The 21,975-nt window shown below is 63.9% G+C and carries 25 protein-coding genes; all 25 read right to left on the bottom strand.

Annotated elements, in window-relative coordinates:
- Positions 1–31: 31 nt before the first annotated feature.
- Positions 32–829, bottom strand: coding sequence for a serine O-acetyltransferase (gene cysE / locus BM002_RS02905; RefSeq protein WP_092777124.1), 798 nt, complete (start codon positions 827–829; stop codon positions 32–34).
- 80 nt (positions 830–909) lie between these two features.
- Positions 910–4,842 (bottom strand): baseplate multidomain protein megatron, encoded by a 3,933-nt coding sequence (locus BM002_RS02910; protein WP_092777126.1) that lies wholly within the window; start codon positions 4,840–4,842, stop codon positions 910–912.
- A 12-nt stretch (positions 4,843–4,854) separates the two neighbouring features.
- Positions 4,855–5,292, bottom strand: coding sequence for an NlpC/P60 family protein (locus BM002_RS02915; protein ID WP_092777128.1), 438 nt, complete (start codon positions 5,290–5,292; stop codon positions 4,855–4,857).
- Positions 5,289–6,158: a DUF2163 domain-containing protein gene (locus BM002_RS02920; RefSeq protein WP_092777129.1), complete on the bottom strand. Its 870-nt coding sequence runs from the start codon at positions 6,156–6,158 to the stop codon at positions 5,289–5,291. The genes BM002_RS02915 and BM002_RS02920 overlap by 4 nt, the downstream gene beginning before the upstream one ends.
- Positions 6,155–6,787, bottom strand: coding sequence for a DUF2460 domain-containing protein (locus tag BM002_RS02925; protein ID WP_092777131.1), 633 nt, complete (start codon positions 6,785–6,787; stop codon positions 6,155–6,157). The genes BM002_RS02920 and BM002_RS02925 overlap by 4 nt, the downstream gene beginning before the upstream one ends.
- 10 nt (positions 6,788–6,797) lie before the next feature.
- Complete coding sequence (locus BM002_RS02930; RefSeq protein WP_092777133.1) at positions 6,798–7,451, bottom strand: phage tail tape measure protein; 654 nt, start codon at positions 7,449–7,451, stop codon at positions 6,798–6,800.
- 1 nt (position 7,452) lies between these two features.
- Positions 7,453–7,647, bottom strand: coding sequence for a rcc01693 family protein (locus BM002_RS02935; RefSeq protein ID WP_092777135.1), 195 nt, complete (start codon positions 7,645–7,647; stop codon positions 7,453–7,455).
- Positions 7,644–7,967, bottom strand: coding sequence for a gene transfer agent family protein (locus BM002_RS02940; RefSeq protein WP_092777137.1), 324 nt, complete (start codon positions 7,965–7,967; stop codon positions 7,644–7,646). Before BM002_RS02940 ends, BM002_RS02935 begins: the two co-directional genes overlap by 4 nt.
- Complete coding sequence (locus BM002_RS02945) at positions 7,967–8,380, bottom strand: phage major tail protein, TP901-1 family (protein ID WP_092777139.1); 414 nt, start codon at positions 8,378–8,380, stop codon at positions 7,967–7,969. The genes BM002_RS02940 and BM002_RS02945 overlap by 1 nt, the downstream gene beginning before the upstream one ends.
- 23 nt (positions 8,381–8,403) lie before the next feature.
- A complete protein-coding gene (locus BM002_RS02950; protein ID WP_092777141.1) occupies positions 8,404–8,817 on the bottom strand; it encodes a DUF3168 domain-containing protein in 414 nt (137 codons plus the stop codon).
- On the bottom strand, positions 8,814–9,155 hold the full coding sequence (locus tag BM002_RS02955; protein WP_092777143.1) for a head-tail adaptor protein: 342 nt from the start codon (positions 9,153–9,155) through the stop codon (positions 8,814–8,816). The genes BM002_RS02950 and BM002_RS02955 overlap by 4 nt, the downstream gene beginning before the upstream one ends.
- The gene (locus tag BM002_RS02960) at positions 9,155–9,706 is read right to left on the bottom strand and encodes a head-tail connector protein (protein ID WP_175484784.1); all 552 of its coding nucleotides are present in this window, start codon (positions 9,704–9,706) and stop codon (positions 9,155–9,157) included. The genes BM002_RS02955 and BM002_RS02960 overlap by 1 nt, the downstream gene beginning before the upstream one ends.
- A gap of 187 nt (positions 9,707–9,893) precedes the next feature.
- Entirely contained in the window at positions 9,894–11,054 is a 1,161-nt protein-coding gene (locus tag BM002_RS02965; protein ID WP_092777146.1) for a phage major capsid protein, read from the bottom strand.
- 19 nt (positions 11,055–11,073) lie between these two features.
- A complete protein-coding gene (locus BM002_RS02970) occupies positions 11,074–11,601 on the bottom strand; it encodes an HK97 family phage prohead protease (RefSeq protein ID WP_092777148.1) in 528 nt (175 codons plus the stop codon).
- 9 nt (positions 11,602–11,610) lie between these two features.
- The gene (locus BM002_RS02975; RefSeq protein ID WP_092777150.1) at positions 11,611–11,847 is read right to left on the bottom strand and encodes a GTA head formation protein, RCAP_rcc01685 family; all 237 of its coding nucleotides are present in this window, start codon (positions 11,845–11,847) and stop codon (positions 11,611–11,613) included.
- Positions 11,844–12,992, bottom strand: coding sequence for a phage portal protein (locus tag BM002_RS02980; RefSeq protein ID WP_092778698.1), 1,149 nt, complete (start codon positions 12,990–12,992; stop codon positions 11,844–11,846). The genes BM002_RS02975 and BM002_RS02980 overlap by 4 nt, the downstream gene beginning before the upstream one ends.
- Before the next feature lie 61 nt (positions 12,993–13,053).
- On the bottom strand, positions 13,054–14,331 hold the full coding sequence (locus tag BM002_RS02985; protein ID WP_245749108.1) for a DNA-packaging protein: 1,278 nt from the start codon (positions 14,329–14,331) through the stop codon (positions 13,054–13,056).
- On the bottom strand, positions 14,324–14,680 hold the full coding sequence (locus BM002_RS19415; protein ID WP_217641158.1) for a hypothetical protein: 357 nt from the start codon (positions 14,678–14,680) through the stop codon (positions 14,324–14,326). Before BM002_RS19415 ends, BM002_RS02985 begins: the two co-directional genes overlap by 8 nt.
- Before the next feature lie 281 nt (positions 14,681–14,961).
- On the bottom strand, positions 14,962–15,399 hold the full coding sequence (locus tag BM002_RS02990; RefSeq protein ID WP_092777154.1) for a GNAT family N-acetyltransferase: 438 nt from the start codon (positions 15,397–15,399) through the stop codon (positions 14,962–14,964).
- 72 nt (positions 15,400–15,471) lie between these two features.
- Positions 15,472–16,632 (bottom strand): endolytic transglycosylase MltG, encoded by a 1,161-nt coding sequence (gene mltG / locus BM002_RS02995; RefSeq protein ID WP_092777156.1) that lies wholly within the window; start codon positions 16,630–16,632, stop codon positions 15,472–15,474.
- Positions 16,633–16,652: 20 nt separating this feature from the next.
- Positions 16,653–17,906, bottom strand: coding sequence for a beta-ketoacyl-ACP synthase II (gene fabF, locus BM002_RS03000; RefSeq protein ID WP_092778699.1), 1,254 nt, complete (start codon positions 17,904–17,906; stop codon positions 16,653–16,655).
- Positions 17,907–17,998: 92 nt separating this feature from the next.
- Positions 17,999–18,775 (bottom strand): enoyl-CoA hydratase-related protein, encoded by a 777-nt coding sequence (locus BM002_RS03005; RefSeq protein WP_092777158.1) that lies wholly within the window; start codon positions 18,773–18,775, stop codon positions 17,999–18,001.
- A gap of 63 nt (positions 18,776–18,838) precedes the next feature.
- Positions 18,839–19,348: a DUF2087 domain-containing protein gene (locus BM002_RS03010; protein ID WP_092777160.1), complete on the bottom strand. Its 510-nt coding sequence runs from the start codon at positions 19,346–19,348 to the stop codon at positions 18,839–18,841.
- Positions 19,349–19,515: 167 nt separating this feature from the next.
- Positions 19,516–19,977 carry a cytochrome c-type biogenesis protein gene (locus BM002_RS03015; RefSeq protein WP_092777162.1) on the bottom strand — a complete coding sequence of 154 codons (462 nt, stop codon included), beginning with the start codon at positions 19,975–19,977 and terminating at the stop codon, positions 19,516–19,518.
- Positions 19,974–21,950, bottom strand: coding sequence for a heme lyase CcmF/NrfE family subunit (locus BM002_RS03020; protein WP_092777164.1), 1,977 nt, complete (start codon positions 21,948–21,950; stop codon positions 19,974–19,976). The genes BM002_RS03015 and BM002_RS03020 overlap by 4 nt, the downstream gene beginning before the upstream one ends.
- Positions 21,951–21,975: the final 25 nt, after the last annotated feature.

Here is a 21,975-nt window from a genome sequence, read left to right on the forward strand (position 1 = left end):
CCTTTTTATTTCCAACGAGTTGCGGAGCCGTTCAAACCAATTGGTTCATCATGATAGACGGCTGCGCACAGCCCGCCTCGCCCACGATCTTGGCCGGAACGCCGGCCACCGTCTTCATCGGCGGGACATCGGCCAAGACCACGGAGCCCGCAGCGATCCGGGAACAATGGCCGATCGTGATATTCCCAAGCACTTTCGCACCAGCCCCAATCAATACCCCGTCCCCGATCTTGGGATGACGGTCATCGTCTTCCTTGCCAGTTCCGCCGAGCGTGACGGAATGAAGCATGGAGACGTTGTCGCCAACCACAGCTGTCTCCCCCACGACAATCGAATGGGCATGATCGATCATGATGCCCCGTCCGATCCTGGCACCAGGATGGATATCGACCCCGAACAACTCGCTGACCCGCATCTGAACGAACCGCGCAAGGTCTTGCCGACCCGATGTCCAGAGCCAATGCCCGACACGGTAGGCCTGCACTGCCTGAAAGCCCTTGAAGAAGACAATTGGCTGCAAGAATCGATTGCAGGCTGGATCTCTCTCGAATGTCGCAACGATGTCCGCGCGCGCCGCCTGCACCAGATCCGGATCCACTGAATACGCATCATCCGCGAGTTCCCGCAGGATCTGTTCGCTCATCTCGGCAGACGAGAGCTTCTGAGAGAACCTGTAGGCCAGAGCTTTTGCAAGCGTATCGTGGTGAAGGATGGAACTATGGATCATTCCGCCCAGCAGAGGCTCATCCTGGACCGCCTCCCGCGCTTCCTGGCGGATGCGATCCCAGACTGGATCGACGGGCATGACCGCATTTCGTGCAAGTGCCATGGCAATACCTCAAGCGCTGACGTTCGACGACCAACTTAAGGTCGCAAGGCGCGGGTGCAAACCCCCACTCTGCGCGCTGGTCACTGGGGAACCGAAATACTTGCGAATTTGCCGATGCCGATGTCATCGGAAACCTGTGCGACCGCCAACTGAAACGGGGGTCTCGAAAGGCCCGCCAAGACCGACCCGTCTATCCGCATCTTCGGTTCTTGCGTCGTTTTTTCCCACAGAACCTGACCATCGGACCCGATCACCCGAACGAGATAGACTTCGCGCAGTTCACCAAGACCGATGTCGCCGGCAGTCCAATTGTCGACAGCCGTCCGCGATCGGCGGATCCACGCGAATTGCAGGTCGGATCCACTCCACGCAACTCGCAGGTGCACAGGCGCATACGGACGCAGGCCTGCCCCCGTCGCCGTAACGGCACGATGGATATATGCTTCGGTGTCATACAGCATGCTGGCCGGGCCGATCAGGAAATTGCGTTCCAATCCAACGGCCGAGCGTGAAAGGTTCAGCTGGAAGAGGCTTTCATCCAGCAGGACGAACTTGCTCCCGACTGGCCAAGTCGACCGGCTTGCCGCTTCCGTTCCACGCTGACCGCGCAATCTCGCAGAAAGAGCCCAGACTCCGTTTGCAACCGGCTCTGCGGATCGAAACTGGATCACTTCCCAGTTGGCCGAGCTTCCATCGCCAATCGCCGCGGCATTTGCTCCGGAAAACAAGGCTGCCTCCGTAACAGAGGCCAGGTTTCCGCCGCTCAATCTCACCTGGAGTCCATCTCCCCTGTCCCAGACACCAGCGCAGGCCGGGGCAAGCTCGGTCAGGGTCGTCCCAAGGACCGCTGGTCGCTGGATGATCTGATCAAGAACGAAATTGCTTTCTTCCACGGATGAATAAACGGCGACGCTTCCGGGCCAAGGCTTTGCAGCCACGGCGACATACGGCGCATGCGGCACCTCTTCTCCCGTCAACAGAGGCAGGTCCAGAAACAAGGAATCCACCGGAAGCGGCGCCAAAGGCCGCAGTCGACCCGATCCATCCTCGACCGCATCGCTTGGCTCGAACAGACCGAGTTCGGTCCGCACAGCCTTGACGTTCCGAGTGGCCGCGTCCTCGAGCATATCGACGCGCCAAAGATCGTTGCTGTCGCTCAGCATGACGATATCGCCCACGCCAACGTCGCGAACAGACGGCGCAAGTGAGAACGAGACCTCATCTCGAACGATCGCCGCCTCGGCCAACATACGCTCGGCCAAGGCGTGTCCCTCGCCCTGCGTCATGGCAAGGGCCAGCTCGGTCTCTTGAACCGGAACAGAGTCACGCCCCGGCAAATTCGCATCAGAAGCCCTGACCTTGAAGTCACCATTGGCGTCGACATGATGCACGATGACCCGGCCCGAAACCTCCGCGTCGCCCCCGCGTGTTTTCTTGACGACAGCCTCATCGATTCTTGCCAAAGTGCCGATGTCGACATGCATTGGAAGCTTCTCTGCCCGCATCGAAAAAACGATACGGCCTGCGCGTTCAGTTACCTCGACACTGTTTGCGATCATCAACGGCTGCAGGTCACTCCGCGCAGACTGAACGCTTCCAACGGAATAGCCCCGCACAACTCCACGGACTGCAGAGACGTCGACATCGTCCAATCCCGCGTCGCGGCAAATCTTCAGGATCACCGACGACAACGGTTGTTGGGCACTTCTGCCATTCAACCAATGGCCGCGCGCATAATTCTCCCCATCCGACCAGAAATCCGTCAACTCCGGAAAGAACGGCCATGGACGCGTGTCCCATGCCCACGCGAAACTATGCTGCAGGTCGAGCATCGCGCCGTCATAGACGGAAGACAAGCCATTCCGTTCAGGTGACGCCCAGTAGTCGAGGAATGCGCGGTAGTATTGCATCTGCATGCTGTCATCGCGTCTCCCCGTTGAAAATCGGGGAAGCGAGGATTCAGACGATTTGGCGTCAAGGAACTTGTTGGGTTGGTTTGCGCCCTTGTCGATCGCTGCGCAGCCATACTCGATGAACCGGATCGGTTTCGACATGGGCTCCCAGGCCGTCGGAAAATCAGCACGTTGGCCATCGATTCTGTCATGATGGGCAAACCGCCACCAGGAGCGTATGTCCTTGTAGCGATAGATCCAAGGCTCTTCATGAGCACCGTCCGTTATCGGCGAGCGTCTTTGCGACTCTCGGCTGTCTGGCCCCGTATAATACCAGTCAAATCCTTCACCGCCTTCGATGTTGCTTTGCAGATAGCTGATATTCTTGTCAGACCCCCAGATTGCATCAACATGGCCAGCCGTATCGCGCCAATCGGCAAGCGGCATATAGTTGTCGATTCCGATGAAATCGATGTCGGGCGATGACCACAACGCATCAAGGTGAAAATACCGGCTATTCTCACCTGATGGCTGGTAGCCGAAATACTCCGACCAATCGGCAGCATAGCTGATTTTTGCATCCGGCAGGATTTCGCGGACGTCCTCAGCAAGTTTGCGCAGGGCCTCGACAGCTGGGAAGCTGTCACCTTCTCCGCGGATTTGCGTTAACCCGCGCATCTCGGATCCGATACAGAATGCTTCGCCCCCCCCCGCCGCAGCACAGAGCTTGGCATAGTGCAGAATGAAGCGCCGATAGGACCAGTCGTTCTCCGGTCCCTCATAAACCATCTGTGGCGGAGGCCCGAACAACGAGCCGCCCAAACCAAGAACCAAGCGCGAAGAGAACTCCGTCCCCTGCGTCGTCCCGAAAAACGTGTCGACTTCAGCTCGCGCAGCTGCCGTTCGATCAGGCGTCCCCTCCTGTCCCGGGGCCAGCGAGGTCGTTATACGACCGCGCCACGGCAGCGCAGGTTGCTCGTCGGATCCATACGGATCGGGCAGCCCGTTTCCGACAAGCTGATCCATCAGGATGAATGGATAGAAGGTCACATCGATACCACGCGCGTTCAACTCGCGGATCGACTCCACCACGGACACATCGCTCGGAGTCCCACCGTAGACCGGCCGCCCGTCAAGTGTGGGCACCGCCCCCGCGAGTTCCCGGTTTTCGCCCGCAACGTTCCAGACAATTGGCGTACCTTCGGTCTCGGATTGTTCGGCTCTCGGGCGCAACTTGCACTCGCCAACCCTCAGGTCGTCCCCGAACCAGGACACCACAAGCGAAACCGACTTCAGGTTCGGCAATTCCTCGGTCAGATCATCGAGCGACACCTTGAAGTCGGCAACGCCTTGCGCGGAATTGACATTGGCTGAGCTTTTCTCGCCGACGCCATGATCGTAGTGCACGGCAGTCGTCGACAGACTGTATTCACCGGTTCCGGGAACCAGAGCGACCCCCTCGATCAGCTGAGAGGGCGCAGGAACCTCACCGGGCACGTCGACGTGGCGAACCACTTCAAAAGACAAATTCGGAATTCGGTTACCGAACGGTGCAAGGTCCAGATCTTCAATGACGACATAAGCCGTCCCCCGATAGGCCGGTGCAGACCCAGGTCCCTCTATGGCCTCGATCAACGCATCTGGAAGCTGGTCTTCGTCACCGGCATGGACGCGGTACATCAACGACTCGCGTGCGATCTCGCTACCGTCCGCCCAGATGCGGCCGATCCGCGTGATCGGGCCCTCGCAAAGCGCGACGGCAAAAGAAACGGAATAGCTGTAGGAGGTCTGCTGCGGGGCTTTAGGTTTTCCTTTCCCACTCCCGCCGGTCGTAACCGCATGTTCCTTGAAGCGCGTCGCCCAGATGATCTGACCGCCAATACGGGTGCGTCCCATGACCCGGGGAATTGCGGCCCCTTCCGAAGCGCCGGAAATGCGCAGGCGATCGATCCGCCCATGCTCAACGGCATCCGAACCCGCGCCAAGGACAGTCTGGTCGATCAATCGACCGACGGTCGCACCGGCGGCGCGACCGATCACGGCCGCAGAGAGCCCCAGAAATGATCCGCCAAGGCTGCCGCCAATGGCTGCGCCAACGGCGCCGAGTACGAGTGTCGCCATGGCTAAGACCTCTCAGTGGGAATGTGCGGGAAATTCGAAACGCGCCGCGACACGGCGCATCCATGGGTGCGACAGGGAGCTTTCGACGACTCCATGCCCTGAGTACGCGTGAACAAATCTCGGATGCGGACCGACCGTCGTGACGATCCCGAGGTGCTTGGCAATGGCGGCATTGCGCATCCGGAAGAGCAGCAATTGACCCGGTGCCAGGGCCTCTCCGACGGGAAGTCGCCGCAAGTGACGCCCTGCTGCATGGTCGAGAACCTCGAGGCCCTGAACCTCCGCCCAGTCTTCGGAATACTGCGGAACCGCTTCGGGTTCCTCCCCATAGACTTCGCGCCACACACCCCGGATCAGGCCCAGACAATCCGTCCCGGCACCTTTGACGGCCCCCTGATGCATGTAGGGCGTGCCGATCCAAGCTCGGGCGACGTCGACAACCCTGCTCATAGACGTCCCCCATCGTTGGATTGCGTCTTCTTGGGATAGGCCATGAGCCAGTCATCCCCCGGAATCGATGGAAAGCCCCTGAAATTGATCAGGTTGTCGAATTTCAAACGACATGTTTCCTGCCGCTTGTCACAGCCCGCCTCGATGCGGATCCGGTCCCCGGCACGTATATCCGCACGAACCGATGCCCAAAGCTCGATCAACCGGAACGTATCGTCGCCCCTGTCGAACTTGATCCGCTCCGACATTCCAGCGGCGGACCCGGTCAGCACGACCATCCGACCCCGTTGAAACCATTTAGGCGAAAAATCGCGGAGCGGCTCCAGCGACAGTTTGGTATTTTCAACGACTTCTGCGACGTCCACTTCGACCGAGAAAAGCGGGCCAAGATCCTTCCGGCATCGATCATCACCCAGAACAGCATCGCAGCGCGACTGATAGAGCCGCCCCCGAACCTGGTTCAACAACTCAGCCTGACCGCGCAACTCGGCCGCAAATGCACCGTCACCCCAGGTGATTTCGCCCAGAAAACCTCGAAACGTGATCTCGAAAACATTTGGATCACGCCAATCGACAAGATACGACGTCACCTTGGCCGCATCCCACTTGCCTGCCCGAATGTCTTCATCGCTGATCGAAGCATCGCAAAGCGCACCGCTGGCTTCGGCGTTGTCCACCGCCAGACCTGTAGCCATCTGAAGCGCTCCGGCCGTCAATCCGGTATCAGCCCGACAAGGCACACCATCGACCACCAGCGCTCCATCATGATCGGTGAAGCCCATCACGACACCGTCCCGGCGCTCGACGATCCAGGCGCGGCAAACATGCGACGCGCTGCGCGCCAACGTCTCGCCAAGCGCAGTCATATCCGAACCTCGATCACCGGAATATCGGGGATCTCGCCTGCTTGGAAACTCGCGACCGAGGTCTGGATCATATCCGTGTCAAACCGGACGGGCACATCGAACTCGAAACCCGCAGTGACTTCGGCCCCATCCTCCGGCGCACTCTCGAAGACTATAAGGCCGGTGTCAGGATCGACGCTAAAATGAACATCCGCTTCCAGCTCGTCATCACCCACACCCGCCAGAACCGTTCCGACAACCGGCTTGGTGATCGGCCGACGGTAGGACTGCGTTCCAGACCGGTAGGTTCTGGCCAATTGAAACACTTTCGTCTCCCCGTCCCCAACCCCCAGCGGTTGATCCAGAAAACTGATGCGTCCGGTCGCATTGCACGACTTGAAGTCCGCCCAGTCCTTCCAGCGGAACCCGAAAAGACGTCCTTGGCGCGCTTCGAAGAACGCGATGACCTCGCCGATATCGTCGAGGGACCGCATGCCAATGCCTGCATCATAGCGACGGCGGGAATGGGCCCAGGGCGTATTCCGCTCCTCATGGCCATTGGCCAAGGTCACGATCTCGGTCAGGCGCTCGGGCCCGCCCATGGATCCGAGTGACAGCCGGGGCGGAAAGCGAATTTCATGAAATGACATCGACTGGCCCTCAACGGTTTCTTGATCCGCGCGACAATGCGCGGGACATTTCGGCGGCGATCTGGCTGCGGGATCTGCGGAAGCCCTCGACGTCCGGTGTCGAGATGTTCATCTGCACGCTGACACTGGTTCCCCCGCCGCCATGGGTCTGAACGCCAAGGCGACCATCCGGCCCCCGGGTCAGCGGCATGATCGCTTCCGGACCGGCTTCCCCCATCAAACCGGTAGCGCCGCGCATCGGAAACGTCGTCGGAGAGCTGACAATACCGCCCCTGGCGAACGGCATCACCCTGCCTTGTGCGAAACTGCCCCCGTTCTCGAAGGGCAGAACTGCATTCAACCCGCTCGCCAGCAGTCCGCCAAATGCCTGACTGACCGGCTTCATAGCGGTATTGTAGGTCGCATTGATCATGGAGCGCGTCAGGTTCGTCAGCGCATCCGACAGCTTCATGCCATCGAAAACCACGCCGTCGAACGCCCGCTTCAGGGAGCCGCCAAAGGATCGCGAAAGTCCCTCGACCTCCTTCTGGGTATGGAGCATCTGGCCCTCCAGCGTGCCCAGTTCGCTGGTGAACTGCGCGACCACAACCTCCGAAGACCCAAGTCGCGCCTCAAGGGCATCCAACTTGTCGTCAAGGCCATCGGCCTCGTCCGTAGTGTACATCTCAAGTCTCCTGTTTGTCCGGGAACCGGGCGGCCAGTTCATCCAAAGCGTTGCGATCCATCGGCAATCGCCCGTCGCCCTGCCCCAGCAGGAAGGCGAGTTCGGCAGGCGTGAGGGCCCAGAAATCTTCTGGCCGCAGCCCCAGGCCCCGCATCCCCGCCGCCATCAGGCCGGGCCAATCGAAACGATCATTCATTTGCCGGGCAACGCGAATGCGCGCCCCAGCAACAACGCCGCAACCCGTGTCGCCTCCACCGGTCCACCATCGATATTCGCCGACAACAATTGATCGGCCGCACCGCGCCATCCGCCACCCCGCAACCCTGCAAGCAACAGGCGCGCGACATCACGGGTATTGAACGCGCCCGTCTCGAACCGCGACACCAACGCCACAAGACTGTCGCTCTCCATCGCGGCTTCGAGTTCGGCCAGCGCGCCCAGCGTCAGCTTGAGCAGGTGGCGCTCCCCATCTAGGGTCAGCGCCACCTCCCCGGCATAGGGGTTCCCCTCCCCCATCAGAGCGGCGTGAACGTAAGTTCGCCCGCCGAGGCCAGCGCGATCTCATAGGTCGCCTCGCCGTCGTGGGTGCCGCCGTACTCCAGCGAGGTGATCTGGAACGCGCCCTCGACGATCCCGAAATCGGGAATGATGACCTGAAATCCAGGGACCTCGCCATCAAAGAAAAGTTGGCGCGCGCGCGCATCCGTATCCGCATCGCGAAAGACGCCCGACCCGGCGATCTGCGCCGACTTCACGCCGCCACCGCCCAGCAATTCGCGCCAACCGCCTGCACTCTCGGTCGATGTCACATCGATCGAGCCCGCATTGAACGTCAGCCGCGTCGCCCGCAAACCAGCCATGGTGACGAACACACCGGTGCCGTCCTGATCCACCTTCAGCAAGAGATCCTTGCCCGCTTGAATACCCATATCGTCTCTCCTGAGGTAACGGCCTATTGGCCCTGATCATCCAGACGCGCGCGAAACCGAAGATCGATCCGTCGCGTGCCTGCTGTCTTGTCCCGCCGGGCATCCGCCCGAAGAAATCGCAATGAAATCAATCGACCCCGTGTCAGCGGAATGTCCGCCCCGACCAGCAGGTCCGACACACGCGCTGCTGCCGCCTTGGCCGCAAGATACCCGTCTCGGCGCGTCACCACGCTGACCTGAAAGTCGTGAACGGCCCCCCCTGCGGTCGCATCCGACCGCCCGACCGCGCGCTCGGCCCCCAAAGCGACGAACAGGTCCGGCGTCGTCTCCGGAACCGCATCGAACACCGCTCCGGAAATGAGTGTGTTCAGCTCGGCATCCCCCGACAGACGGCCATAGACCGCGACCTGCAGACATTCACCCAAGGCATAGGTCATGGCTGGCCCTCCGCGCCGAGCATTTCGCGGGCCAAAACCGTCATCATCCGCCTGTCGGCCTCGTGAACGGCCTCGACCTCATAGGACCGCGACCCGTCCAGCAACCTGTCGCCGACCTTCGGTCGCATGGCGTGCCCCTCGGGCATGGCCACGGTATTGATCCGAACCTGCAGACGCGGCAGTTGACCGAAATCACTATTGGGCAGGGCGCCGGACCGCATCAGGACCTCGCCCCAAAGCGCACCACGCTCGACCCAGGTCTCGGTGAAACCGCCCCCGCCGTCGGCGGTTCGGACTGGACCCATCAAGCGGAGCCTGCGCGAATTGACCCGCGTCATCAGCCCTGCCCCCCCAACCGCAAAAGCCGGTGCGGTGCCAAAAGGGCTTCCGCAGCCTCCGGCACCTTTCCGTGGTCCGTTTCCATGGCATCGGCCACCAGCAGGACCGCCTGCCGCAAATCGGGCGGAACCGCAGTCCAGGGCCCATAGCCAGCCTGCACCACCAGCGTGAGCCGATCGCCCCGGGCAACGGACCGCGCCAGTTTGGCAACCGGGCGATACCCATCGTCATCAACTGACGCGGCACCCAGGGTCTCCGTCGTGCCGGAATGATCTGCCTCGCTGGACAGCACAGCCTCGACCGGTGCAATCGGCAGCGATACCTTCTGGCCTCCCTCCGACACGCCGATCAGGGTGAATTCCCGCGCGATCAGGGCTTTGCCCAAACGCCGCTCGACGGCTGCAATGGCCGACCGCAACCGCAGCCGCAGGCGCTCTGCCATGCCCGGCACGGACTCGAACCCATCCGGCAGACGCATCTGCGCGGCCAGTTCCGCAAGCGGCAGGGCCTCATCCGCGATTGCCTGCCCATCCTGAACTCTGATCGCCATTGGCACCTCCGCTAAGTTTCTGCATCTGTTGTGAATTGTGTGAACGGGGCCAGCACGCCGCACGTGCGGACCATGCCGGAGACCCACCGGCCCCGCCCTCCCCCACATGCCCGCACGACACGCAGAGGATGAAGACCGCCCCCACCGAACGGCATACGGGCGCCCCGTCTCGGGGGCGCCCGTCAGCTCAGGCGACGGTAAACTTCAGCAGCTTGATGGCCGCGAAATCGGTGACATCGCCACCAACGCGCTTGGTCGCATAGAACAGGACGTGCGGCTTGGCGCTGAAGGGATCGCGCAGAACCCGCAGGTCCGGACGCTCGGCCACGGTATAGCCCGCCCCGAAATCACCGAAGGCGATGGCCGTTGCATCGGCACCGATGTCGGGCATGTCCTCGGCGATCAGCACCGAATAGCCCATCAGCTGCGCGGGCTGACCCGCCGCCAGGCTGTCGGACCACAGGAACCGACCGTCGGCATCCTTCATCTTGCGCACCGCACCGGCGGTCTTCGAATTCATCACGAAGGTGCCGTTGGCGCGGTACTTCGCACCCAGCGCATAGACCAGATCGATGATCGCATCCGACGGACGGTCGGCGTGGAAGTCGGCGGCGGCACCCGTGGCGACATAGCCGAGCGAACCCCAGGCCCAGGACTGCTCGTCCACGTGGGGATAGGTCAGGAAGCCCGTCGGCTTGTCGTTGCCATCGCCTTCGATGAACGACTGCGCCTCAGCGGTCGCGAACTTGTCCGCGATCCGACCGGCCAGCCAGCTTTCGATATCGAAGGCAGCATCGTCCAGCAGACGCTGCGAGGCCTTCGGCATGGCCGACAGCTCGTGCAGCGGGATCGAGATGCGGTCGAACATCGGCGACGCCGTCTCGGCAGCAGACCCGCTTTCGCTGACCCAGCCGGCACCCATTTCGGCATGGTCGACCAGAACATCATAGGAGGTGGCCTCGACGTTGACGACCGTCGCGATGGCCCGGATCGACGCCGCCGACGTCAAGACCGACTTGACCGTCTCCGCCGTCTGCGGGTCGACCAGGTAACCGCCCTCGGCGCTCACGGCGGTGTTCATGCCCTTGCCCTCAAGGTGCAGGGCGCGCAGGCCATCGTCATCGCCCGACCGCAGGTAGGCGTCCATGGCCTTCTGGTGGGGGGCTTCAGCAATGCCGGTGGTGGCCAGTTGCGGACGTTGGGTCTTGTAGTTCATGGTAAGACGCTCTTCCTGTTGCTTCATCTCTGTGGTGATCTGTTGGCGAAAGCCCTTGAAATCGCTGACAAGTCCTGCCAGCGCCTCCGTGACTTCACCGATGCCGTCATGGCCCATCGGGGTCTCCTTCATTCGCAAGGGATCGGCGGCGTCAGTCGCGCGCCAGTTCAAGACGCGCGGCCTCGATTGCCCGCGCCACGTCACGCAGAGGGTCCGCCTTGGCCCCGACCCGCGCACTGGGCAGCATCGGGAACGTCACAAGCGAGACCTCCCAAAGCTCCAGTTCCTTCAGGTGCCTGCGCCCCTGGTTGTCCTTCACGGCCCGCTTGACCGTGTAGCCGATGCTCAGCCCGTCCAGCGCGCCCGCCTCGACCAACGCGGCAGCTTCCCGGGCCTTCTCGACACCAGGCAGAAGCCGGCCTTTGACATAGAGGCCCCGCGCATCCTCGCGGACCTCGTCCCAGACGCCAATCACCTGCGCCGGATCATGCTGCCATAGCATCTTGACCGACCGCCCCTCGGCACTCAGCCGCGCGAGACTGTCGCAATAGGCCCCGGCATCCACCACATCGTGCCCGGTATCCTCGATCCCGAACCACGAGGCATAGCCCGCGATCCGGGCCCCCTCTTCCAGTCGCACGGCACGTTCGCCCTGCGCGAACTTACGTTCCAGCCCCATGAGCTTCTCCTATAGTGAAATCAGATAGTTGACGCCCTGGGCCAGCACCGTGCCGGCCACGCCCATCACGGCCAGCCAAAGCCGCCTCTCCAGGCGCTCCAGCGTGCCCTCGATCTGTTGCAGCCGGAACGTCAGCGCGTCCCAGCGCTCCTGCAGAACCCGCTCGTTCGCGTCGATCCGTGCATTCGCCGCATCGAAGGGATCATAGAGAAATCGCGAACCGCTTCCGCTGCGCAGCGCACTCATCCCTCCCCCACAGGGGCCAGGCCAAGCATCCGGCGCTTCTCCTCCGCGGTCAGGAAATCCGCCGTGGCGATCCGCGCCCACTCGGAGTCGCGCTCGGACTGCAAGGCGGGCAGCCGGTCACGGTCCACGTTCAGCGACACCTGCGCCCCCCCGTGACAGCCCAACCAATGGGCCAACGCACCGGCCACCTTCGACACAAGCGGCAGGACTGTCAGGCGATAGAACGCCCGGTTCGCCTCGACGTAATTCGCATAGGTCGCATCCCCGGGGATGCCCAACATCATGGGCGGCACGCCAAAGGCCGTCGCGATCTCGCGGGCGGCGGCTTCCTTGGTCTTCTGGAACTCCATGTCCGACGGGCTGAAGCCCATCGGCTTCCAATCCAGCCCCCCGTCCAGCAGCATCGGACGCCCCGCATTGCGCGCGCCCTGGTGCTGCGTCTCCAATTCGATGGACAGGCGATCGAACTGCTCCTGCGTCAGATCCTCGCCCGCATTCACGATGGCCCCCGAAGGCCGCGCCGCATTGTCCAGCAGGCCCTTCGACCAGCGCGAGGCGGCGTTGTGGACATCGATCGCCGTGGCCGCCGCCTGCAGGGGCGAAAGGCCATAGTGATCGTCCTGCGGGTGAAACGACCGCATATGGCAAACGGGGGAAACCTCGCCCACCGCGAAGCGGTGCTTGCGACCCCCGACGGTGTAGTCATAGGCCACCGGCCATCCATCGTCGCCCGGCACAACCGACATCCGGTCCGACCGCAGCACATGCAGCTCATCGGGCAATCCACCCGCCCCGACCGCCTCCACAAAGGCATTGCCCGACAGCAGGAACTGCCCGAACAGCGCCTCCAGGAAATCCGCCTGCCCCTGCACACCGTTGGGCCGGGCCAGCAGCGACAGAACCGGATGTACATCCATCCGCCCGTCTGCATCCGCACAGATCAACGGCACCGCCGCCGCCGCCTCCGCGATCAGCTTGACGGCGCGAAAGCCGACCGGGTTCGAGGTGAACCCCATGCGCGTCAACGTCCCGGTGTCGCGCGACGACCAGACGGCGCGCCCCGCACTCCCCATTGCCGCGACGCGACCCGTGGCCGAGGCCTTTGCCTCCGGCATTTCCGCCGCCTTTCGCCCAAATCCGAACATCGCCCGTCCTTCCGTCATCTGCCAAAGAAAAGGGGCCCCGAAAGGCCCCGCATATTCCGCGTCACAATTGTCGTATTCTCGGCCCGGCCCGCGTCCGCTCCGGGTCCAGCATCACCGACCAGAGCGCCCAGACCATCGCGTCGACCCGGTCCGGCGATCCAGATCCCCGGTAACCTGCGACCGTCATCCGGCACATCTGGTCCTCCAGCGCACCCAGACCGCGAAGGTGTCGCACCTTGCCCTGCTCATAAAGCGCCGCGACCGGCTCGGCGCGAACGCCCTTGCCACGCCGCGCCGTCACCTTGCGATAGCTGACCGTCGGGGCCACCTGCCGCAGCACCGCCTCGATCATGTCGCCGCCCTGGTTGCCCTCGGCCACCACACGGTCCGCGCCCCACTTCTCATAGGCATTGGCCACGGCCCGCGCCCATTCCGTTGGCGACGCCGCACTCACCGTGGCATCTTCCAGCACATAGGCCCGCCATTCCGAGATCGGGCCCCGCATCACCGCGCCCACCACGACGATCCCGGTCTCGTCCGCGGCACCGCCCGACGTCACCGCCGGGTCTACTCCGATCACGATCCGGTCCATTTCCGGGGCCGTCTCGACCCGCAGCGCATCCAGGACCGGCGTCGTCCAGAACGCCCCCTCGATGTCATCGAGCAGGATTCCATCCAACTCCTGCCGCCCCATCCGCGTGCCCTTGTAGCGCTCCATGACCTCGGCCAGAAACCCGCGCGCCAGATTGGCCCGGTTCGCCTCGGTCGCCGCATGGGTGCAGACCGTGCTCCGACGGCTCAGAATATCCTTCAACACCGGGATGTTCTTCGGCGTCGTCGTCACCACCGCCTGCGGGTTGTCCCCCAGACGCAGGCAGAATTGCAGCATGTCCCAGGCATCCTCGGCCTTGGGCCATTTGGCCAGTTCATCCATCCAGGCCGCATCGAACTGCGGCCCCCGAAGGGCCTCGAAATCATGGGCGGAAAAGACCTGAGCCTCCGCACCGTTGGGCCAGACCAGCTTGCGCTGCGTGGCTTTCCAGCTCGGCATCCTATCCCGGGGGGAGCAGGCCAGTATCCCACTGTCCCCCTCAATCATCACGGACCGGACCTGCTCATAGGTCTCTCCAACCAGCGCGACACGGCGTGCGCGCCCCGCCATCAGGGGGCGGGGGCCCTCAACCTGCGCCCGCACCCATTCGGCACCGGCGCGGGTTTTCCCCGCGCCGCGCCCACCCAGGATGACCCAGGTGCGCCAATCCCCTTCCGGGGGAAGCTGGTGGTCCAAGGCCCAGAACTCGAAGAGATAGGGCAAGGCCGCCAGCGTGTTGTCATCCATCTCCCGCAGGAACGCTTCCCGCTGGTCCGGCGTCGCGGATGCAACGGAGACGGCGCCGTATCTCAAGCTTGGCAGCCTCGAGGTCGAGTCCATCTCCACCGTCTTCCTTTGAAATCGCATCACACACCCTTCCTATTTCGGCGACGGCCGTCACGACGGCCTTGCCCAACTCGCGGTGCAAGGCTCCAAATCCGGAGACGTCGATCTGGGACTCGGGCATGGCATTCATCTTGGCCAGGGCCCGATCCATTGTCAGCCGGGCGGCTTCCATACCCGCAAGGGCAGCCTCCGCACGCTGTTTCATCTCGCCCACGTTGACGCGGGTCGTGTTCTCTACTCGATCTTGCATTCAGTTAAGCTCCGTGCAGCGGTGGAAAAGTTTGGTCCGCACTTGCGAGAAACAAGAAAGGCGACCCGGGGGTGTCCCGTGCCGCCTGTCCCATTTCTTCCAGCTTGCCCTAAAGATGTTTTTGAGCGCGCGCTCGGTCAACAGGGTTTCTGACCGCTGGCCCGCATTTCTCACAAACCACTGTTACAGATTGTGAAAATCATGCGTCCGCCCGCCCCGCGCGCATTTTCTCGACCATCGAACCACCAGGACTCCCCGTCTGTCCGTGAACGGACCGCCCGTTACGCAGGTCGCTTCCACCGATGCTCGACAATCAGCAGGCCCGACCATTCCTCGGTCTCCCGGCTGATCTCGACCAGACCTTCCCGTACATAGAACGCAACCGCGCGCATGTTCGGGGCATCCACCCAGGCCGTGATCCAATCCCGATCCGCTTTCGCCGAGTCGAGCAGCCGTTTCCCGATCCCCGCGCCCCGCGCATCCGATGTCACATAGAGTCCGATGATGTTGTCGTCGCCCCGAGCACAGAAGCCGACAACGCGCTCTCCATCCTCCGCGACCCACACAGGCTGGACCTTGAAATTCTCGTGCCAGAATTCCTGCATTGACCCTCGGGAAGACAGCGCGGGCATCCAAGGCGTCTTCTCTGCCCAGTCGCGTAAGATATCGACGCAAGCCCCGACATCCGCTTTCGCGCCCTGTCGGATGCAAACGGCCATGGCCCCTCTCTTTCAATTGTCAGACATTTGCCCCCGCCGCGCGGAAACGTCCCAAATGTCTGACATTTGACCTCAGTTCCCCGTCGTCGCCCCCCGCGCCGCCTCGATCGCCCGCCACGCCGCCACGTTCTCGTTGTGCTCGGCCAGCGTTTCGGCAAAGGCGTGACCGCCCGTCCCGTCTGCCACGAAGAACAGGAACGGCGTCTCCTCGGGGTCCACCGCCGCACGGATCGCCTCGGCACTGGGGTTGGCAATCGGCGTCGGTGGCATCCCATCGATCACATACGTGTTGTAGGGCGTCGCCTGCCGCAGCTCGCTCGCGCGGATGCCACGGCCCAGAGCGCCCTGTCCCCGCGTGATCCCATAGATCACCGTCGGGTCCGTCTGCAGGCGCATCCCCTGCTCCATCCGGTTGGTGAAGACGGCCGCAACGGTCCGCCGCTCGGATGCGACCGCGGTTTCCTTCTCGACGATCGACGCCAGGATCAAGGCTTCCTCGGGTGTGTCGAACGGCAGACCCGGCGCGCGTGCCGCCCAAGCCTCCGCCAGAATACGCTCCTGCGCGCGCGACATCCGCTCGATCAGCGCCGCCCGCTCTCCGCCGGGCGTCACGTCATAGGTATCGGGGGCCAGCGACCCTTCGGGCGGCACCTCCACCTCTCCAGTCAGGAAATCCGCGCCCTTCAGGCCCTCGACCACCTCCCAGGACGTCAGCCCGGGGGCCACCGACACGCGCCAGGTAATGGGCACGCCGCGTTCGATCAACGCGGTATAGGCTTCGGGCACCTCGTCGCCCGGCTCGAAGGTCGCGACCTCGACGGCCTCGGTCTGGCCCGGCACGCGCTCGCGGACCCTGATCTCGGGCCCAATGGCCCGCAACAGATAGGTCACGGTGAACGGGAAGACCGACGGGCCGCCCGCCGTCACGATCTCCAGCACCTCGGGCATCGAAGCCCCGGGCGGTATCTCATAGGTGCCGAACTTCAGATCGTCATCGCGGTCGACATAGCCGGTGCCGATCCGGAACAGGCTGGCCGAGGTCACGATCCCCGCGTCCGCCAGGCCTTCGCTGACCTGACGCAGGCTCGCGCCGCGCGGCACCTCGAAAAAAGCCGCCTCGGTCAGGGGGCCAGGCTCCGACCATCTGGTCTTGCCGATCTGCACGAGACCCGCAATGCAGACGATCAACACGATACCCAAGGTCAGGGCATTGGCTGCGATATGTTTCCACATCAGATGGTTACACCCCGAAGTTAAACCTTGCCCATGACGAGCGAGGCGTTTGTGCCACCAAATCCGAAGGAGTTCGACAGCACCGTATCGATCCGGCGCTTCTCGGCGACCTTCGGCGCAAGAGATAGCTTGGGTTCGACGGCTGGCGTGTCAAGGTTCAGCGTCGGCGGCGCAACCTGGTCGCGCAGGGCCAGAATGCAGAAGATCGCCTCTACCGCCCCGGCCGCGCCCAACAGGTGCCCAATGGCCGACTTGGTCGATGACATCGTGGCCCGGGACGCGTGATCCCCCATCATCCGCTCCACCGCACCCAGCTCGATGGTATCCGCCATGGTCGAGGTTCCGTGGGCGTTGATGTAATCCACATCCCCCGGCTCCAACCCCGCGTTGCGCAACGCCGCACGCATCGACCGTTCGGCTCCGTCGCCGTCGTCGGCCGGCGCGGTGATGTGATAGGCATCACCCGACATCCCGTAACCCTTTATCTCGGCGTAGATTTTCGCGCCCCGCGCCTTGGCGTGCTCATATTCCTCCAGCACGACAACGCCCGCCCCCTCGCCCATGACGAAACCGTCCCGGTCGTCGGAATAGGGCCGCGACGCCTTGGTCGGATCGTCGCCCCACTTCGTCGAGAGCGCCTTGCAGGCGTTGAACCCGGCGATCCCGATCTCCGAAATGGGCGATTCCGCCCCGCCCGCGACCATCACGTCCGCATCGCCAAGCGCGATCAGGCGCGACGCATCACCGATGGCATGGGCGCCGGTCGAACAGGCGGTGACCACCGCATGGTTCGGCCCCTTGAAGCCATAGCGGATCGACACCTGCCCCGACACCAGGTTGATGAGCGCCGAAGGGATGAAGAACGGCGACACCCGCCGTGCCCCCCGCTCCTTGATCAGGACCGCGGTCTCGGCGATGGTCTGCAACCCGCCGATGCCCGATCCAATCATCACGCCGGTGCGCAGCTTGCCCTCTTCGCCGGGGGTCCAGCCGGAATCCTCGACCGCCTGCACCGCCGCCGCCATCCCATACAGGATGAAATCGTCGACCTTGCGCTGATCCTTCGGCTCCATCCAGTCGTCGGGGTTGAACGTCCCGTCGCTGCCGTCGCCACGCGGGATTTCACAGGCATAGGTGGTGGCCAGATGGGCGGCATCGAACCGGGTGATCGTGCCCGCCCCCGATTGCCCGGCGATCAGGCGACGCCAGGTCTCTTCCACTCCGCAGGCCAACGGGGTCACCATCCCCAGTCCCGTCACGACAACGCGGCGCATCTGCATCCCACCCACTCCTCATTCGTTTGGGGGGTGATACATGGGCCGCCACCTCCCCTCAAGAGAGGGCTGACCCTTCGCATCACGGGCGTTCAGCGGCCCTCGAACTTCGCGGCACGCTTTTCAAGGAAGGCCATGACGCCTTCCTTGAAGTCGCGGCTGTGCCCCGCCTCGCCCTGCAATTTCGCCTCAAGCGCCAGCTGCTCCTGCAGGCCGTTCTCGAAACTGGCGCGAAGCGCCCGCTTGACGTTCTTGTAGGCCAGCGACGGCCCCCGCGACAGATGGCTGGCCCGCTCGGCCCAGACGGTCGAGAAATCCTCGTCCGGCACCGCTTCCCAGATCATGCCCCAATCGCTCGCCTGACGCGCGCTGATCGGCTCGGCAAAAAGCGCGGCCCCCATGGCTTTGGCCATCCCCATCTGGCGCGGCAACCAATAGGTGCCGCCCGCATCAGGGATCAGGCCGATCCGGGTAAACGCCTGAAGAAACACGGCACTTTCCGTCGCGATCACCACGTCGCAAGCCAGCGCCAGGTTGGCCCCGGCCCCGGCCGCCGGGCCATTGACGGCGGCGATGGTCGGGATGGCGCAATCGAAAATCGCCATCAACATCGGCTCGTATTCGTCGCGAAGCGTGCGTTCCAGGTTCAGGTTGTCGATGCTGGCGCGGTCGCCCAGATCCTGACCGGAACAGAACGCCTTGCCCTTGCCGGTGATGACCAGAACCCGCGACTCCTTTTCCGCCGTGCGCACGGCATGAAGGATTTCGGCCCGCATCTGCGTGCTGAGCGCGTTCATCACCTCGGGCCGCGACAGGGCCAGCACGGCCACATCGTCATGCGTGCTCATGCGGATGGTTTCATAGTCCATGGCGTCCTCCGGCCCAATCTCGGGGCGACCCTAGCAGAGCCGCCCCGAAGGGGAAGTCCAACCCTACGGCAGGACGGCGCGGATCAGCGCGCGCTGCGTCGGATCGGGCTTGCGGTTCACGCGCCGGTATTCGCTCCCGTCGAGGGTGCGGGTCAGCATCCCCTCGCCCACCATCTCGCGCCGGATGCCCGCCGCGTCGCGAAACGTGCACAGCGCATGGATATCGGCGGAAATCTCCTGCTCGGTCTGCACGGCCTTGGGGTCCAGCCGCGCCCAGATGGGCCAAAGGCAGAGGGTCCGCAGGCTACGCTTGACGGGCCAGCCAGTGAACCGCCCCTCGCCGTCGAAACGGGCCATCGCACGGCGCACCCGGGCCATATCGGGCATAGGCTCCGCCTCGCCCTCCGACCACCCATGGGCGGCCTTCAGATGCTGGAAATTGCGATAGCCCGCCGCCCGCGCCACGGCGTTCAGCATGGTCTGGTGGGATGTCTGGTCGGGCAACTGGCTGCGCAAGGACCGCGCGAACAGGCTCACGTCCTCGACAAGAAGGGGGATTGCGTCCCTCGGCATGATGTCTCTCCTGCCGTCATCGCTGCCCCGCGGAACGGGGTCGGGTGGCCGCCAATGCCCGTCGGATGACGGATCGGATCATCATGGATCAGATAACTGTCGCAGGTTCAGCGTGCCCGGATGGGCGGCGGCGCCTGGGTGAACTGCGGACCCTTCCGGGCCGCATATCACCCCTTGGGCGCGTCGTCCATCAGGCTGGCCAGCCGCGCCTCTTCCTCGGGCGACAGGGCATCGGGTGCCTCGCGACGGGCGCCGATGGCAACGGCGGCAAAGATGCCCCCAAGCAGCAGAAGGCCCAGCGGCGCCCCCCAAAGGATCAGGTTCGTGCCCCCGCCACGCGGATCGAGCAGCACGTATTCGCCATAGCGCGCGACCATATAGTCCAGGATCTGTGCATCGCTGTCGCCCGCCACCAGCCGCTCGCGCAGGACCAGGCGGATTTCACGGGCGAGGTCGGCGTGGCTTTCGTCGATGGATTCGTTGCGGCAAACCGGGCAGCGCAACTCTTTCGACAGATCCCGCGCCCGCGCCTCGAGTGCGACATCCTCCAGCACCTCGTCGGGCAACACAGCCAGCGCAGGCCCGGCAAGACCGACAATCAGCGCCAGAACGGCCAGCAGCCGGGTCATTCGGCGGGCACCCCGCCGCGCGGCGCCGCGACCTTGCGTGCGCCAGCTGCCACGCGGTAGCGGCGATCGCAAAGCGACAGAACCCCGCCCAGTGCCATGATGATCGACCCGATCCAGATCCAGTTGGCGAAGGGCTTGATATAGACCCGGATGGCCCAGCCGCCGCCGACCTGCGCATCACCGATCACCGCATAGACGTCGCGGGTAAAGCCACTGTCGATCCCGGCTTCGGTCGTGGGCATGCGCGCCACCGGATAGATGCGCTTTTCGGGATAGAGCCGCCCCAGCGGCTCGCCCCCCTCATAGGCCTCCAGCGTGGCGCGGGTGGCGACGTAGTTCGGGCCCAACACCTGCTCGACGCCCTTCAGCTCCACCTCGTAGCGCCCCACGGTCAGGCGGTCGCCAATGTCGAGTGCGGCGATATCCTCCTGCTGCCAGGCCATCAGGCCCGATACGCCGACGAACACGATCCCCAGCCCGCCATGGGCCATCGCCTTGCCCCAGTCGGCACCCGGCAGACGGAACAGGCGACCGAACCGGTCGGCCAGCGCCCCGCGTCCCGTCCGGCTGAACAGATCGACCAGCGCGCCGACAACGAGCCAGGTGCCGAGCCCGGCCCCAAGCGGCCCGCCCAGCGATTGACCGGTCTGCATCGCCCAGGCCAGCCCCATCACGGCCAGCGCCAGACCCAGCACGGGCAGCATCTTGCGCAGCACCTGACCCTTGCCCCGCTTCCACGGCAGGGTGGAGCCGAGCGGCACAAGCGCGCCCAAGGCAATGGCGAAGGGCGTAAAGGCGGCGTTGAAGAACGGCGGCCCCACCGACAGCGTCCGGTCGAACACAAGCTCCGAGAACAGCGGCCAGAGCGTGCCGACGAAGACCACGAAACAGCTCACGGCGAGCAACAGGTTGTTCATCACCAAAGCGGATTCGCGGCTGACCAACCCGAAGACGCCCTTGGCCTGCATCGCCGGGGCGCGGATCGCATAGAGGATCAGCGCGCCGCCGGTGAAGAACGCCAGAATGCCCAGGATGAACACACCCCGGTCCGGATCGTTGGCAAAGGCATGGACCGACGTGATCACACCCGAGCGGACGATGAACGTCCCCACCAGCGAAAAGCCGAATGCCAGGATCGCCAGCAGGATGGTCCAGCTTTTCAAGGCCTCGCGCTTTTCCACCACGATGGCCGAATGCAGCAGTGCCGCGGCGATGAGCCAGGGCATGAACGACGCATTCTCGACAGGGTCCCAGAACCAGAACCCGCCCCAGCCAAGCTCGTAATAGGCCCACCAGGATCCAAGGCCGATGCCCACCGTCAGGAACATCCAGGCGGCCAGCGTCCAGGGCCGCACCCAGCGTCCCCAAGCCGCGTCGACCCGCCCCTCGATCAGGGCGGCGACGGCGAAACTGAACGCCATACTAAGCCCGACATAGCCGAGGTAGAGAAACGGCGGATGGAAGGCGAGGCCCGGATCCTGCAACAGCGGGTTCAGATCCTCCCCGTTGAAGGGCGGCTGAACCAGCCGCGTGAATGGGTTCGACGTGAACAGGATGAAGGCATAGAACGCCACGCCGATGCTGGCCTGCACCGCCAGCACCCGTGCCTTGAGCGTCGCGGGCAATTGTCCGCCGAACCACGCCGCCGCCGCCCCGAACAGCGCGAGAATGAGCACCCAGAGAAGCAGCGACCCCTCGTGATTGCCCCAGACGCCCGACACCTTGTAGAGCATCGGCTTGTCGGTATGCGAGTTCAGCACAACCAGTCTGAGCGAGAAGTCCGAGGTCACGAAGGCATAGGTCAGCGCGGCGAAACTGAACCCCACCAGCAGGACCTGCGCCGTCGCCGCAGGGGACGCGACACCCATCCAGCCCGACCAGCCGCGCCAGGCCCCCACAAGCGGAACGACCGTCTGCACGATGGCGACGGCGAAGGCGGTGATGAGGGCGAAGTGGCCGAGTTCAGCAATCATGCGCCCGTCTTAATCCAACCGTGCA

This window comes from Jannaschia pohangensis, assembly GCF_900113875.1.
GTDB classification, from domain to species: domain Bacteria; phylum Pseudomonadota; class Alphaproteobacteria; order Rhodobacterales; family Rhodobacteraceae; genus Jannaschia; species Jannaschia pohangensis.

What these genes read in the sequence shown, in the direction of transcription:
- cysE (WP_092777124.1), bottom strand. Translation starts at nt 829, where the DNA reads ATGGCACTTGCACGAAATGCGGTCATGCCCGTCGATCCAGTCTGGGAT.
- BM002_RS02910 (WP_092777126.1), bottom strand. Translation starts at nt 4,842, where the DNA reads ATGGCGACACTCGTACTCGGCGCCGTTGGCGCAGCCATTGGCGGCAGC.
- BM002_RS02915 (WP_092777128.1), bottom strand. Translation starts at nt 5,292, where the DNA reads ATGAGCAGGGTTGTCGACGTCGCCCGAGCTTGGATCGGCACGCCCTAC.
- BM002_RS02920 (WP_092777129.1), bottom strand. Translation starts at nt 6,158, where the DNA reads ATGACTGCGCTTGGCGAGACGTTGGCGCGCAGCGCGTCGCATGTTTGC.
- BM002_RS02925 (WP_092777131.1), bottom strand. Translation starts at nt 6,787, where the DNA reads ATGTCATTTCATGAAATTCGCTTTCCGCCCCGGCTGTCACTCGGATCC.
- BM002_RS02930 (WP_092777133.1), bottom strand. Translation starts at nt 7,451, where the DNA reads ATGTACACTACGGACGAGGCCGATGGCCTTGACGACAAGTTGGATGCC.
- BM002_RS02935 (WP_092777135.1), bottom strand. Translation starts at nt 7,647, where the DNA reads ATGAATGATCGTTTCGATTGGCCCGGCCTGATGGCGGCGGGGATGCGG.
- BM002_RS02940 (WP_092777137.1), bottom strand. Translation starts at nt 7,967, where the DNA reads ATGGGGGAGGGGAACCCCTATGCCGGGGAGGTGGCGCTGACCCTAGAT.
- BM002_RS02945 (WP_092777139.1), bottom strand. Translation starts at nt 8,380, where the DNA reads ATGGGTATTCAAGCGGGCAAGGATCTCTTGCTGAAGGTGGATCAGGAC.
- BM002_RS02950 (WP_092777141.1), bottom strand. Translation starts at nt 8,817, where the DNA reads ATGACCTATGCCTTGGGTGAATGTCTGCAGGTCGCGGTCTATGGCCGT.
- BM002_RS02955 (WP_092777143.1), bottom strand. Translation starts at nt 9,155, where the DNA reads ATGACGCGGGTCAATTCGCGCAGGCTCCGCTTGATGGGTCCAGTCCGA.
- BM002_RS02960 (WP_175484784.1), bottom strand. Translation starts at nt 9,706, where the DNA reads ATGGCGATCAGAGTTCAGGATGGGCAGGCAATCGCGGATGAGGCCCTG.
- BM002_RS02965 (WP_092777146.1), bottom strand. Translation starts at nt 11,054, where the DNA reads ATGAAGGAGACCCCGATGGGCCATGACGGCATCGGTGAAGTCACGGAG.
- BM002_RS02970 (WP_092777148.1), bottom strand. Translation starts at nt 11,601, where the DNA reads ATGGGGCTGGAACGTAAGTTCGCGCAGGGCGAACGTGCCGTGCGACTG.
- BM002_RS02975 (WP_092777150.1), bottom strand. Translation starts at nt 11,847, where the DNA reads ATGAGTGCGCTGCGCAGCGGAAGCGGTTCGCGATTTCTCTATGATCCC.
- BM002_RS02980 (WP_092778698.1), bottom strand. Translation starts at nt 12,992, where the DNA reads ATGTTCGGATTTGGGCGAAAGGCGGCGGAAATGCCGGAGGCAAAGGCC.
- BM002_RS02985 (WP_245749108.1), bottom strand. Translation starts at nt 14,331, where the DNA reads ATGGATGACAACACGCTGGCGGCCTTGCCCTATCTCTTCGAGTTCTGG.
- BM002_RS19415 (WP_217641158.1), bottom strand. Translation starts at nt 14,680, where the DNA reads ATGCAAGATCGAGTAGAGAACACGACCCGCGTCAACGTGGGCGAGATG.
- BM002_RS02990 (WP_092777154.1), bottom strand. Translation starts at nt 15,399, where the DNA reads ATGGCCGTTTGCATCCGACAGGGCGCGAAAGCGGATGTCGGGGCTTGC.
- mltG (WP_092777156.1), bottom strand. Translation starts at nt 16,632, where the DNA reads ATGTGGAAACATATCGCAGCCAATGCCCTGACCTTGGGTATCGTGTTG.
- fabF (WP_092778699.1), bottom strand. Translation starts at nt 17,906, where the DNA reads ATGCGCCGCGTTGTCGTGACGGGACTGGGGATGGTGACCCCGTTGGCC.
- BM002_RS03005 (WP_092777158.1), bottom strand. Translation starts at nt 18,775, where the DNA reads ATGGACTATGAAACCATCCGCATGAGCACGCATGACGATGTGGCCGTG.
- BM002_RS03010 (WP_092777160.1), bottom strand. Translation starts at nt 19,348, where the DNA reads ATGCCGAGGGACGCAATCCCCCTTCTTGTCGAGGACGTGAGCCTGTTC.
- BM002_RS03015 (WP_092777162.1), bottom strand. Translation starts at nt 19,977, where the DNA reads ATGACCCGGCTGCTGGCCGTTCTGGCGCTGATTGTCGGTCTTGCCGGG.
- BM002_RS03020 (WP_092777164.1), bottom strand. Translation starts at nt 21,950, where the DNA reads ATGATTGCTGAACTCGGCCACTTCGCCCTCATCACCGCCTTCGCCGTC.